We start from the raw sequence: 12,572 nt of genomic DNA, 5'->3' as shown, positions 1-12,572 counted from the left end.
GCCGCCCGCGCGCTGGAGGAGTTCCAGGTCGAGGGCATGGCCACCGCCATCCCCTTCCACCGCGCGGTGGTCACCGACCCGGCCTTCGCCCCCGAACTTGCCGGATCCGCCGACCCGTTCACCGTGCACACCCGCTGGATCGAGACCGAGTTCGTCAACGACATCCCACCGTTCGCCAGCCCCGCCCTCACCGAGACCGAACAGGAATCGGGCCGTGAGACGGTCGTCGTCGAGGTGGGCGGCAAACGGCTGGAGGTCACGATCCCGACCTCCCGCACGAGCCCGGCGACGGAGACGAAGTCCAAGCGCCGCACTGCGAGGAAGTCCGGCCCGGTCGCCTCCGGCGACACCCTCGCCTCCCCGATGCAGGGCACGATCGTGAAGGTCGCCGTCGAGGAGGGCCAGGAGGTCAACGAGGGCGACCTGATCGTCGTACTCGAAGCCATGAAGATGGAACAGCCCCTCAACGCCCACAAGGCCGGCACCATCAAGGGCCTCAGCGCGGAGATCGGCGCGTCCATCAGCTCCGGCGCGGCCATCTGCGAGATCACCGGCGCTCCGTGAAGCGGCCCGCCCCCTACGGCACCGCCGCCCTGCCCGCCCCCGGCAGCGGCGCCCCCGACGAGCCCCGGCTGTGGCTGATCGACCCGTCGGCCGTGGACGATCCCGTGGACGTCCTGGACACGGCCGAACGGGCCCGCCTGAAGGGGTTCGTACGGGAACGCGACCGCGCCCGTTACCGGGCCGCCCACCTCGCGCTGCGCCGTCTGCTGGGTGCCTGCCTGGACGTGCCGCCGCGCGAGGTGGCCCTGACCCGGGCGCCCTGCCGGGAGTGCGGGGGACCGCACGGCCGTCCTGTGGTGGCGGCCGACGGGAGGCGGCCGGTGCCGTACTTCTCCCTGGCGTACGCCGGAGACCTGGCCCTGGCCGCGGTCGCGGCGGCGCCGGTGGGCGTGGACGTCGAGGACGTGCCGTCGCTGCGGACGGCGGCCGGGACCGCGGGGGCGCTGCACCCGCGGGAGCGGGCCGAGTTGCGGGCGCTGCCCCGGTCCGCGCGGCCGGCGGCGTTCGCCCGCTGCTGGGCGCGCAAGGAGGCCTGTCTGAAGGGCACGGGCCTGGGCCTGGCCCAGGGGGGCGCCGAGCCGTACGTCGGATGCGGCGCGCGGGCGGCGGCACCGCCCGGCTGGGCGGTGCACGACGTCGAGGCGGGCAGGGGCCGGGCGGCGGCCGTCGCGGTGCTGCGACACGCCACGGTGTGGGGGTCGTGCGGTGCTTTGCCGGAATCCTAGGTCGCGGGACTGTACTGACGACTGTTCACCTGCCATTGGCCCGGAAGAGGTTGCTGTGACATCACCATCCGCTCGGGACAGACTCGCCGCCCTGTTCGACGAGGTCGTGCGCCGCAATCCGGCCGAGCCGGAGTTCCACCAGGCGGCCAGAGAGGTCCTGGAGACGCTGGACCCCGTCCTCGCGGCCCGGCCCGAACTGAGGGAGGCGGCGCTGGTCGAGAGGATCTGCGAGCCGGAGCGGCAGATCCTCTTCCGGGTCCCGTGGCAGGACGACCGCGGCCGGGTGCACGTCAACCGGGGCTTCCGGGTGGAGTTCAACAGCGCGCTCGGCCCCTACAAGGGCGGCCTCAGGTTCCACCCGTCGGTGAACCTCGGCATCGTGAAGTTCCTCGGGTTCGAGCAGATCTTCAAGAACGCCCTGACCGGTCTGGGCATCGGCGGCGGCAAGGGCGGCAGCGACTTCGACCCGCGGGGGCGTTCCGACGCCGAGGTGATGCGGTTCTGCCAGTCGTTCATGACGGAGCTGTACCGGCACATCGGCGACCGTACGGACGTACCGGCCGGGGACATCGGGGTCGGCGGCCGGGAGATCGGCTACCTGTTCGGCCAGTACCGGCGCATCACCAATCGGTGGGAGGCCGGCGTCCTCACCGGCAAGGGTCTGGACTGGGGCGGCTCGGCCGGGCGGGTGGAGGCCACCGGGTACGGCAACGTGCTGTTCGTGGCCGAGATGCTGCGCCGGCGCGGCGAGGACCTGCCGGGCCAGCAGGTGCTGGTCTCCGGCTCGGGCAACGTGGCGATCTACACCATCGAGAAGCTCCACCAGCTGGGCGCGCGGGCGGTGACGGTGTCGGACTCCGACGGCTACGTCGTCGACGACAAGGGCATCGACCTCGACCTGCTCAAGCAGGTCAAGGAGGTCGAGAGGGGCCGGGTCGCGGACTACGCCAAGCGCCGGGGCGGTTCGGCGGTGTTCGTGCCGGGCGGTTCGGTGTGGGAGGTCCCGGCCGATGTGGCGCTGCCGTCGGCGACGCAGAACGAACTCGACGCCGCCGACGCGCTGGCCCTGGTGCGCGGCGGGGTGAAGGCGGTGTCGGAGGGCGCGAACATGCCCGTCACCCCGGCCGCGGCCGGGGTGCTGAGGGACGCCGGGGTGGCGTTCGGTCCGGGCAAGGCGGCCAACGCCGGGGGAGTGGCGGTCAGCGCGCTGGAGATGCGGCAGAACAGTGGCCGCGAGTCCTGGCCGCGGGAGCGGGTCGAGAGCGAACTGGCGGCCGTGATGCGGGAGATCCACGAACTGTGCTGGCAGACCGCCGAGCGCTACGGCGCCCCCGGCGACTATGTGACGGGCGCCAACATCGCCGGCTTCGAGCGGGTGGCCGACGCGATGCTGGCGCAGGGGGTGGTGTGAGCCCGGACCGACCAGCTGCGGACAGGCCGGTGCCGGCGCCCGTCCAAGGGCGCCGGCACCGGCCTGTCCGCCGGGGGAGGTGAGGGTCAGCGGCTGGCGGCGGGCTGCTGCGCGGCCTGGGCGGGGTTGCAGGCCGTCGCCCGCCCGCCGGTGCGGCGGCGCAGCAGCAGGACGGCGACGGCACCGGCGGCGAGCACGGCCAGCGGCAGCACCGCGGTGGTGTGCAGCGTGGCGACGAAGGCGGCGCCGTACGTCTTCCCCCCGGCCAGCTCCGCGGCGAGCCGCCCCTGCACCAGCGCGCCCACGGCCGCGGCGCCGACCACGGAACCGATCTGCCGGACGGTGTTGTTGATGCCGGAGGCGGCACCGGCCAGCTGCGGCGGAACCTGCCGCATGGCCTCGGTGGACATCGGGGCGATGATGCAGCCGACGCCCAGACCGGTGGCGAGCGTGGCCGGGATGAACGCGTACCAGGCGGTGGCGGGCCCGGCGGTCAGCGTGATGGCGACGATGCCGGCGGCGTAGCAGAACAGGCCGGTCAGCAGGACGTACTTGCCGCCGATGCGGTCGGCCAGCCGTCCGGCGAAGGGCCCGACGGTCATCGACACCAGGGACGAGGGGGCCAGCACCAGACCGGCCTTGACGGCGCTGAGGTGCAGCACCGACTGGAGGTACAGGTTGAACGGCAGCACCAGCCCGAGCATCGCCACGGACACCAGCCCGACCAGCACGGTCATCGCGGTGAAGTTCCGGTCGCGCAGCAGGGCGAAGGGCACGAGCGGCTCCCGGTCCTGCCGGCGCCGCTGGTGCATGACGAACCCGGCGCCCAGCGCGACCGCGGCGGCGAGCAGCGCCTGGATCCCCGTACCCCAGTGGTAGTTCTCGCCCTCCTGGAGCCCGAAGGCGAGGCAGAACAGGGCGGCGCTGGACAGCAGCACGCCGGTCAGGTCGAAGCGGTGCGCCCGTCCGGGCCGGATGTCGGGCACCACCAGGAAGGTCAGGGCCAGCGCGGCGATCCCGACGGGCACGTTGACCAGGAAGATCCAGCGCCAGCTCGCGGCGGAGACCAGGACACCGCCCAGGGTGGGCCCGGTGAGGGTGGCGAGACCGGCGACCATTCCCCAGATCCCGAGCGCGGTCCCGCGCCGGTCGGCCGGGAAGACGGCCACGATGAGGGTCATCGTCTGCGGGGTCAGCAGCGCGGCCCCGAGCCCCTGCACGACCCGGGCGACGATCAGGGCCGTCGCGGTGGGTGCGAGCCCGCAGGCGACGCTGGCCAGGGTGAAGACCGTGAGCCCGGCCGCGAACAAGGTCCGCGGCCCGTGCAGGTCCCCGAGCCGGCTGGCGCTGATGATCATCACCGAGAGCGCCAGCGCGTAGCCGCTCACCGTCCACAGCGTCTGGTCGAGCGAGGCACCCAGGCCGCTCATCATGTCCGGGATCGCGATGTTGACGATCGTCAGGTCCAGCAGGGTCATGAAGAACCCGAGCGAGAGCGTCACCAGGACTGCCCACGGGTTCGCTCGCCACTTCCGCACGGCGGTGCTCCTTCGGTCCGACCCGGTGGTGCCCGGGTGCCTGACAACGACGATAACCCATCTTCTTTGATGCATCAAGGGAGATGTATCTAGCGAGATGAATCAATCTCGATGTAATCTGGCTCCCATGAATGGAGTCGAGCTCTTCCTCCTCGGACGCACCCTGACCAAGATCGGCGAGGCGGCGATGCCGGAACCCGAGGGCGGCACCTCCCGCTACGGCGGCAGCGTCCGTACCGTCCTCATCGTGGCCAGCGACCTCACCACCCACCCCGACAGCGCCGTCGGCGAGATCGCCACCCGCACCGGCCTGCCGCAGAGCGCCGTCTCCACGGCCGTCGCCCGTCTGAAGGAGACCGGCGCGGTGGTCACCGCCCCCGACCCCGCCGACCGCCGCCGCCTCCTGGTCCGCCAGGCCCCCCACCTCTCCGGCCGGGTCGCCGAAGTGCGGGCCAGCAGCATCGACGACGCCCTCACCGCCGCCCTGGGAGAGGACGCGGACCCCGAGCGCCTGAAGGAGATCCACGCCGCCCTCGAGGTACTCGCCCGCCACCTCACCCCGCACACCCCGGCCCGCGCACGGAACTGACGGCACCCCACACGCAAGGCCCGCCCAAACCCACCGCAAGCCACCCGGCGGAGCATCCCCCGTACGGCACTCTCACCCAGGCCAGAACGGAGGCGCCCGCCCGTCATGCGAGCCATCGCCATCCCCCGCTTCGGCGACCCCGACGTCCTCACCGTCATCGACCGCCCCGTCCCGGAGCCCGGCCCCGGCGAGATCCGCGTCAAGGTCACCGCGGCGGCCGTCAACCCCATCGACCTCGGCCTGCGCGCCGGCCTGCTGGCGGCGGCCCTGGAGAAGGTCCCCGCCCCCTACATCCCGGGCATGGACGCCTCCGGCACCGTCGACGCCACCGGCCCCGGCACCCGCCTCACCCCCGGCGACCGGGTGATCGCCTGCGTCAACCCCCTGCGCCCCGGAGGCGGAGCCCAGGCGGAGTACATCGTCGTCCCGGAGTCCGAAGCGACGGTCCTGCCCCCCGAACTGGACCCGGTCGACGCCGCGGGCCTCCCCATGAACGCCCTCACCGCCCACCAGGCCCTCACCCTCCTGGACCTGCCGGCCGGCGCCACCATCGCCGTCAGCGGCGCCACCGGCGCCCTCGGCGGCTACGCCGTCCAGCTCGCCGCACACCGCGGCCTGCGCATCATCGCCGGCGCCGCCGAAGCCGACCACGACCTGCTGCGCACCCTGGGCGCCATGCCGGTCGGCCGCGCCGCCGAGGACTACCTCGAAGCGGCCCCCGAGGGCGTCGACGCCCTGATCGACGCCGCGGCGGTCGGCGCCCCCCTGCTACCGGTCCTCAAGCCGGAGTCGGACTACGTCCAGTGCCGCCACGATCCGGTCGAACTGCCGCCCGGCACCATCCACCACCGCCTCAACGTCTTCGCCCACACCGACAAGGCCGAGACGCTGACCGAACTGGCCGCCCTGGCGGCCAAGGGAATCCTCACCCCCCGCACAGCGGCCCGCCTCACCCCCGACCGGGCCGCCGAGGCCCACCGTCGCCTCGAAGCGGGCGGACTGCGCGGCCGCCAACTGATCGTGTTCTGACGGCGGACACGGCGGACACGGCGGACACGAAGGACACGAAGGACACGACGAACCCCGCCACCGGCGACCCGGCGGCGGGGTTCTCGTCCGATCAGGCGGGCACGCCCCACTCTCGCGGCACGAGTTCCGTGCCGTCACCCGGCCGCGGAGCCGGGCGGGGAGCCGGCGACGGGGTGCGGGAGAAGCGGGGAGCGGGGGCCGGCTGCGGCCGCCCGGCGACCTCGGTGAACGTCGCCCGGTCACGCAGGGCCGGATGTTCCGCGGCCTCCTCCGGATCGAGGACGGGCACCACACACGCGTCGTGCTCGGCGAACACCTTGGCCCAGTAGTCCCGGGGACGGGTGGCGAACGCCCGGCCGATCCGGTCCCGCAGCCGGGGCCAGGCGTCCTGGTCGTCCCGGTCGGGCAGCCCGTCGTCGCCGTCGAGGCCGAGCTGGGCCAGGAGCACGTCGTAGAACCGCGCCTCGATCGCGCCGACCGCCACATGCCGGCCGTCCTGGCAGGCGTAGGTGGTGTAGAACGGCGCATCGGTCACCGTCACGTTGCCGGGATTCTCCCGCCACTGACGGACCATCACCTCCAGCAGGGCCGCCCCGTCGACCATGGCCGCGTCGACCACCTGGCCGCGCCCGCTGCGGGAGCGCTCGTGCAGCGCCGCCAGCACCCCGAGCACCTGCAACAGCCCGCCGCCCGCGAAGGTGGACAGGTACGTCGACGGGGGCGCGGCCGACCCGGCGGCGTCCGCGTCGCCGTCGAGCAGCCCGGCCAGCGCGAGGAAGCTGATGTCGTGCCCGGGGCGCCGCGCCCACGGCCCGGTCTGCCCCCACCCGGACACCCGGGCGTAGACGAGGCCGGGATTGGTCTCGGCGAAGGACTCCGGCCCCATTCCCAGGCGTTCGCAGGCCCCCGGGCGCAGACCTTCGAGCAGTACGTCGGCACGTTCCACGAGCGCACGCACCCGGCGCACGCCGTCGGGGTCCTTCAGATCGGCCGTGACCGAGCGGCGGGAACGGCCCAGCGGGTCGGCGGGCCCGAACGAGCCCGCGCCCGGCCGGTCGACACGGACGACGTCGGCGCCGAGGTCCGCGAGGAGCGTGGCGGCGAAGGCGCAGGGGGCACCGCTCGCGAGCTCGACCACACGTACACCTTTCAGGGGCCCCATGAGGCTCATCCCCTTTCCCATCAGGAGTTCTGAGTTTCGGGATTCCGTATTGTTCCGATCCGGATTTCTTGCCATCTTGCGATCTTGCGAGTGTTTTTCCTCCGCCTTCCCGAACGGGATTCACCGAAGAGAAAAGGGTGGGAATCATGACGGTTCTCTACACGGCCGAGGTCACGTCGTCCGGAGACGGCCGCAAAGGCCGGGTCAGCTCCTCCGACGGTGTGCTGGAGCTGGGGCTGGACGCCCCGAAGGAGGTGGGCGGCTCCGGGGAACTCAGCAATCCGGAGCAGCTGTTCGCCGCGGGTTACGCGGCCTGCTTCCACAGCGCGCTGCGCCTGTCCGCGCGCGAGGCGCGGGTGCCGCTCGCCGAGGAGCCGACCGTGACGGCCCGCGTGCACCTGGAGCGCGACGACTCCGGTTACGGGATCAGCGCTGATCTGACGGTCCGGATGCCGGGAGTGGCCCCGCAGACGGCGCGGGAACTGGCGGACCGGGCCCATTCCCGCTGCCCGTACTCCCGGGCGGTGCGCGGGAACATACGGGTGGGAATCGAGCTGGTCCCCTGAGCCCCGCGGTGTGCCGCCGGTGCCGGACGCGTTCCGGCCCCGGCGGCACACGCGTGTCCGGGCCGGGTTCAGGCCGCCGGGGGCACGGCGGCGGCCGCCGCCCTGGCGGCCCGCGGCAGGGCGGACACGACACGGTCGACGGCACGGTCGTCGTGCGAGGCGGACACGAACCAGGCCTCGAACGGGGACGGCGGCAGATAGACACCCTGGCGGAGCATCTCGTGGAAGAAGGCCCGGTAGCGGAAGGACTCGCTCGCCCTGACGTCGTCGTAGTCGCGGACCGTCCCCTGCGAGAAGAACACCGAGAACATGGTCCCGGAGTACTGGAGGACGTGTGCGACGCCCTCGGCGGCCAGCGCCGCGGAGACCTCGGACCCGATCGTGGCGGACACGGCGTCCAGCCGGTCGTAGACCGCGCCGGTGCAGTGGCGCAGGGTCGCCAGGCCGGCCGCGGTGGCCACCGGGTTCCCCGCGAGCGTGCCCGCCTGGTACACGGGTCCGGCCGGAGCGAGATGGGCCATGACGTCGGCACGGCCGCCGAAGGCCGCGGCGGGGAAGCCGCCCCCCATCACCTTGCCGTAGGTGAACAGGTCCGCCGCCACCCCGTCCCGGCCGTACCAGCCGGCGCGGCCGGCGCGGAAGCCCGTCATGACCTCGTCGGAGATGAAGAGGGCACCGTGGCGCCGGCACAGCTCCTTGAGGCCCGCGTTGAAGCCGGGCAGCGGCGGGACGGCGCCCATGTTGCCCGGCGCGGCCTCGGTGATCACACAGGCGATCTCGGAGCCCTGCTCGGCGAAGGCGCGCTCCACCGCGGCCAGGTCGTTGTACGGCAGTACGACGGTGTCGGCGGCCTGGGCGCCGGTGACGCCCGGGGTGTCCGGCAGGGTGAAGGTGGCCAGGCCCGAACCCGCGGCGGCCAGCAGCGCGTCGACGTGGCCGTGGTAGCAGCCCGCGAACTTGACGATCTTGGAGCGGCCGGTGAAGCCGCGGGCGAGCCGGATCGCCGACATGGTCGCCTCGGTGCCGGAGGTGACCAGCCGGACGTTCTCCACGGGGGCGACCCGGGAGACGATCTCCTCGGCGAGGGCGATCTCCCCCTCGGTCGCGGTGCCGAACGAGGTACCGGCGGCGAGCGCGGCCCGCACCGCGTCGAGGACCGCCGGGTGCCGGTGGCCGAGGATCATCGGGCCCCAGGAGCAGATCAGGTCGACGTACTCCCTGCCTTCGACGTCGTACAGGTACGGGCCCTGCGCGGAGGCCATGAACACCGGGGTGCCGCCGACGGAACCGAAGGCGCGCACCGGGGAGTTGACGCCGCCGGGGATGACCGCTGCGGCCCGCTCGAACAGCGCGGCCGAGGCGGCGCCGGCGGGGCCGTCGAGGGTGGCGGGTGCAGGGGATGAGGACATCGGTCGGTGCCTTTCGCAGTCGCGGAACGGGCTTGGGAACACTTGCCGGAACGTCTGTGCGCAACGTCTGTGCGCAACGTCTGTGCGCAACGTCTGTGCGGAACGTCCGGGGGCGGGCGGGAGCCGGTGGCGTGGGATTTCCGGCTCCCGCCCGGAGGGCGGCCGAGGCGGCCGTCCGTCAGGGGGCCGGGGTGTCGCCGGTGGTGAACGCGGCGTCCAGGACGACCGCGCCGCTGGGCAGCACCCGCACCGGGTTGAGGTCGAGTTCGAACTCGCCCGGCCAGTCGCGGACCGCGTCGGAGAGCCGGTACAGCAGATCGGCCAGGGCCGCGGTGTCGACGGCCTCGGTGCCGCGCGCCCCGTGCAGCAGGGCCGCGCCGCGCAGTTCGGAGATCATGCGCTCGGCCTCGCCGTCGGCGAGCGGCAGCACGCCGTGCGCGACGTCGTCGAGGAGCTCGGTGAAGATGCCGCCGAGCCCGACCGTCAGCACGGTGCCGAGCCCGCTGGTGCGGACACCGACCAGGGCCTCCACGCCGTCCGGGGCCAGTTCCTCGACGAGGACCTCGCCGCCGAGCGCGGCCAGGTCGGCGAAGGCGGCCGGCGCCTCCCGCACGGTGACGCCGACCCGGACACCGCCCGCCTCCGACTTGTGCAGCAGTCCGGGCACGACGGCCTTGAGCACCGCCCGGCCGCCCGACTCCCGCACCAGCCCGGTCGCGTCGTCGGCATCCCGGGCGACCCGGCCCTCGGGCACGGCGATCCCGGCGGCGGCGAGCAGCTCCTTCAGCTGCGGCTCGGTGGCCTCGGGAGCCGGCACCGGAAGCGGTGCCGTGGCGGCGTCGCGGGTGGCCTGCGGACGCGGCCGGCTGACCTGCCACAGTGCCGCGGCGGCCTTGAGCGCCCGGCCCGGCGTGGGGTAGTCCGGGAGCTGGGCGTCCCGGAGCATGGCGGGGGCGTCCGGGGCGAGGAAGTCGGCGCCGGTGCGGGCCACCAGGATGGGCTTGCCGCCCTTGCGGGCCGCCTTGGACAGGGCGGTGACCGCCTTCTCCACGTCGGGCCCGGCCATGACGCAGAAGCAGGCGATGATGATGTCGACCGAGTCGTCCGCGAGCAGCACGTCCAGCGACCGGTCGAACAGGGTCGGGTCGCTGAGCACCGTGGCGGTGATGTCGACGGGGTTCTCCACGGCGCCGAACGGCGGCACGATCTCGGTGAGCGCGGCGATGCTCTCCTGCGACAGCCGGCTCAGCTCCAGACCGGAGTCCTCGACGGCGTCGGCGGCGAGGATGCCGGACCCGCCGGAGGTGGTGACCACGGCGACGCGCGGGCCCTTGGGCCGCAGCGGCACCTCGAACGCGGCGGCCGCGTCGAGGAGTTCGTCGATGTCGTCGACCCGGGCGATGCCCAGCCGGCGCAGCGCCGAGTCCAGCACCCGGTCGTCGGTGGCGAGGGCGCCGGTGTGGGAGGCGGCGGCCCGCCCGCCGGCCTCGGTGCGCCCGGACTTGAGCAGGGCCACCGGCTTGCCGGACGCGCTCAGGGCCCGCAGGGTGTCCAGATCGGGCACGTCCTCCAGGTAGCCGAGCAGTCCCCGGCACTCGGGCTCCTCGGCCAGCTCGCGCAGCACCTCCAGCGCGGTGACGTCCGCGTCGTTGCCGGTGCTCACCACCCAGCCGGGGCGCAGCCCGCGCTGGAGGGCGAGGCTCGCCGCGCCGAAGCCCAGGGCGCCGCTCTGGCTGACGAAACCGAGGGTGCCCGGCTCGAAGGGGACGCTCTCCGCACCGAACAGCGGGCTGAAGGTGGCTAGGACACGGTTGTTGAAGCTGACGGCGCCGATGCAGTTGGGCCCGATCAGGCGCAGCCCGCCCGCGCGGGCGCGGGCGACGATCTCCTCCTGGAGGGCCGCGCCTTCGGGCCCGGTTTCCGCGAAGCCGGAGGAGGCGATGATGGCGAGCGGGATCCTGGCGTCGACGCAGTCGTCGACGGCGCCGGCCACCCGGTCCGCGCCCACCATGATCAGCGCCAGGTCGACCGGGCCGGGCACCTCCCCCAGCGAGGCGTAGGCGGGGACACCGAGGATCTCCCCGCCGCGTGGATTGACCGGCAGGATGCGGCCCTTGTACCCGTGGCGGAGCAGGAAGTCCATCGGCTTGCGGCCCAGCGCGCCGGGGCGTTCCGTGGCGCCGATGACGGCGATCGAGTCGGCGTTCCACAGGGCTGAGATCGCGCTCATGCCATGACCTCCTGGGCAGAAGCCGAAGCGGGGGCGGGGTCGGATTCGGGGTGCGGGGCGAACAGGGCGTGCAGGGCGTCGACGTAGACCTCGCCGTCGGGGCGTCCGGCCAGTTCGCGGGCGCGGACGGTGGGCTGGTGGAGCACCTTGTCGACGATGCGCCGCACGGTGCGGGAGACCTCCTGGAGGGCTTCGACGTCCAGGGCGTTCAGCCGCTTGCCGAGCCGGCCGAGTTCGGCGTCGACGGCGTCGGCGGCGGTGGCGCGCAGCGCGGCGAGGGCCGGGTTGGCGCGGGCGGCGCGCCGGGCGGACTTGAGGGTCTCGACCTCGGCGTCGACGATGCGGTGGGCGCTCTCCACGCTGGCCACGGACAGTTCGTCGTCGCCGCCCTCCTCGGCGATGCGCTGGAGGTCGACGAGGGTGATGCCGGGGACCTGCCCGGCTTCGGGCTCGATGTTGCGCGGCAGCGACAGGTCGAGCAGGTACAGGTCGCGTCCGCCGCGCGCGGTCATCGCGTCGGCGACCTCGCGGACCCGCAGCAGGGGTTCGGTGGCGGCCGTGCAGCTGACGACGACGTCGACCTCGGCAAGCAGCCGGGGGATGTCCTCCAGCGGGTAGCCGCGGCCGTCGGCGGTCTCGGCGAGGCGCTGTGCCTTCTCCGGGGTGCGGTTGGCCATGTGCACCCGGCTCAGACCGGAGCGGCGCAGCGCGGCGAGCACGACGCCGCCGAACGAGCCGGCGCCGATGACCAGGGCGGTCTTCCCGTCGAGGGAGCCCACCAGGCGCTCGAAGAACGCCAGTCCTGCGGTGGCCAGGGAGCGGCCCGCCTCGTTCAGGCCGGTCTCGTTGCGGGCCCGCTTGCCTGTCCGCAGCGCGGCCTGGACGGCCTGGTTGAGGGTCTTGCTGGCGGCCCCGATGCGCTGGGCGCGGTCGAGGGCCTCCTTCACCTGGCCGAGGATCTGGTCCTCGCCGAGCACGACCGAGTCGAGGCCGGAGGCGACCTGGAGCAGATGGCGCAGGGCGTCGTCGTCCCGGCGCACGTACTGGTAGGGCGTCAGTTCCTGGATGCCGACGCCGGTGTGCTCGGCGATGAGCGTGTCGAGCACGGACACCGGATCGGTGTCCGGGGCGGCCTCGACGTACACCTCCATCCTGTTGCAGGTGGACAGGACCAGCGAGGCGGACAGCCCCTCGGTGTCGGCGATGCGCTGGGCCAGGTCGTCGAGCGGCTTGGGGCTCTCATAGAGCTGTTCGAGCAGGTCGAGTGGGGCGGTGGCGTGACTGATGCCCACCGCGAGGAACCGGTTGTCGTCCGGCGTTGTTCGTCGCACAGTCCTTACACCTCGATG

Annotated in this window: 11 protein-coding genes; 6 read left to right on the top strand and 5 right to left on the bottom strand. The window is 73.6% G+C overall.

The features are described from left to right. The 3 genes from ABZ915_RS39775 to gdhA all read left to right on the top strand — a co-directional run. Nucleotides 1-564: biotin/lipoyl-containing protein (locus ABZ915_RS39775; protein ID WP_361813618.1), on the top strand; the 564-nt coding region annotated here is incomplete at its 5' end. Then, complete coding sequence (locus ABZ915_RS39770) at nt 561-1,289, top strand: 4'-phosphopantetheinyl transferase superfamily protein (RefSeq protein ID WP_361813616.1); 729 nt, start codon at nt 561-563, stop codon at nt 1,287-1,289. The genes ABZ915_RS39775 and ABZ915_RS39770, both read left to right, overlap by 4 nt. A gap of 55 nt (nt 1,290-1,344) precedes the next feature. Then, nucleotides 1,345-2,700: an NADP-specific glutamate dehydrogenase gene (gdhA, locus tag ABZ915_RS39765; RefSeq protein WP_361813614.1), complete on the top strand. Its 1,356-nt coding sequence runs from the start codon at nt 1,345-1,347 to the stop codon at nt 2,698-2,700. Between the two features lie 86 nt (nt 2,701-2,786). Here gdhA and ABZ915_RS39760 read toward each other — a convergent pair whose 3' ends face one another. Then, nucleotides 2,787-4,238: a DHA2 family efflux MFS transporter permease subunit gene (locus ABZ915_RS39760; RefSeq protein WP_361813612.1), complete on the bottom strand. Its 1,452-nt coding sequence runs from the start codon at nt 4,236-4,238 to the stop codon at nt 2,787-2,789. A gap of 127 nt (nt 4,239-4,365) precedes the next feature. Here ABZ915_RS39760 and ABZ915_RS39755 point away from each other — a divergent pair, with 127 nt between their 5' ends. Further along, complete coding sequence (locus tag ABZ915_RS39755; RefSeq protein WP_361813610.1) at nt 4,366-4,827, top strand: helix-turn-helix domain-containing protein; 462 nt, start codon at nt 4,366-4,368, stop codon at nt 4,825-4,827. 105 nt (nt 4,828-4,932) lie between these two features. Further along, a complete protein-coding gene (locus tag ABZ915_RS39750; protein ID WP_361813608.1) occupies nt 4,933-5,856 on the top strand; it encodes an NADP-dependent oxidoreductase in 924 nt (307 codons plus the stop codon). Nucleotides 5,857-5,947: 91 nt separating this feature from the next. Here the strand turns inward: ABZ915_RS39750 and ABZ915_RS39745 are convergent, their stop codons facing one another. After that, complete coding sequence (locus ABZ915_RS39745) at nt 5,948-7,018, bottom strand: CaiB/BaiF CoA-transferase family protein (protein ID WP_361813606.1); 1,071 nt, start codon at nt 7,016-7,018, stop codon at nt 5,948-5,950. A gap of 146 nt (nt 7,019-7,164) precedes the next feature. Here ABZ915_RS39745 and ABZ915_RS39740 point away from each other — a divergent pair, with 146 nt between their 5' ends. Further along, nucleotides 7,165-7,584 (top strand): organic hydroperoxide resistance protein, encoded by a 420-nt coding sequence (locus tag ABZ915_RS39740; RefSeq protein WP_361813604.1) that lies wholly within the window; start codon nt 7,165-7,167, stop codon nt 7,582-7,584. A gap of 68 nt (nt 7,585-7,652) precedes the next feature. On the opposite strand, the gene hemL is transcribed toward ABZ915_RS39740, so the two are convergent. From hemL to hemA, 3 genes are all read right to left on the bottom strand, one after another. Then, nucleotides 7,653-8,993: a glutamate-1-semialdehyde 2,1-aminomutase gene (gene hemL / locus ABZ915_RS39735; protein ID WP_361813602.1), complete on the bottom strand. Its 1,341-nt coding sequence runs from the start codon at nt 8,991-8,993 to the stop codon at nt 7,653-7,655. A 178-nt stretch (nt 8,994-9,171) separates the two neighbouring features. Then, nucleotides 9,172-11,223, bottom strand: a complete 2,052-nt coding sequence (locus tag ABZ915_RS39730) for an acetate--CoA ligase family protein (protein WP_361813600.1) — start codon at nt 11,221-11,223, stop codon at nt 9,172-9,174. Beyond that, nucleotides 11,220-12,554, bottom strand: coding sequence for a glutamyl-tRNA reductase (gene hemA / locus ABZ915_RS39725; protein WP_361813598.1), 1,335 nt, complete (start codon nt 12,552-12,554; stop codon nt 11,220-11,222). The genes ABZ915_RS39730 and hemA overlap by 4 nt, the downstream gene beginning before the upstream one ends. Nucleotides 12,555-12,572: the final 18 nt, after the last annotated feature.

The sequence above is a fragment of the Streptomyces sp. NPDC046915 genome (assembly GCF_040644935.1).
GTDB lineage: Bacteria > Actinomycetota > Actinomycetes > Streptomycetales > Streptomycetaceae > Streptomyces.
The sequence above is the reverse complement of the archived record's forward strand: the minus strand, read 5'-3'. Positions and strand labels throughout refer to the sequence as shown.

Bases quoted from the DNA above. Each gene is read 5' to 3' on its own strand.
- ABZ915_RS39755 (WP_361813610.1), top strand. From the start codon at position 4,366: ATGAATGGAGTCGAGCTCTTCCTCCTCGGACGCACCCTGACCAAGATC.
- ABZ915_RS39750 (WP_361813608.1), top strand. From the start codon at position 4,933: ATGCGAGCCATCGCCATCCCCCGCTTCGGCGACCCCGACGTCCTCACC.
- ABZ915_RS39745 (WP_361813606.1), bottom strand. From the start codon at position 7,018: ATGGGGCCCCTGAAAGGTGTACGTGTGGTCGAGCTCGCGAGCGGTGCC.
- ABZ915_RS39740 (WP_361813604.1), top strand. From the start codon at position 7,165: ATGACGGTTCTCTACACGGCCGAGGTCACGTCGTCCGGAGACGGCCGC.
- hemL (WP_361813602.1), bottom strand. From the start codon at position 8,993: ATGTCCTCATCCCCTGCACCCGCCACCCTCGACGGCCCCGCCGGCGCC.
- ABZ915_RS39730 (WP_361813600.1), bottom strand. From the start codon at position 11,223: ATGAGCGCGATCTCAGCCCTGTGGAACGCCGACTCGATCGCCGTCATC.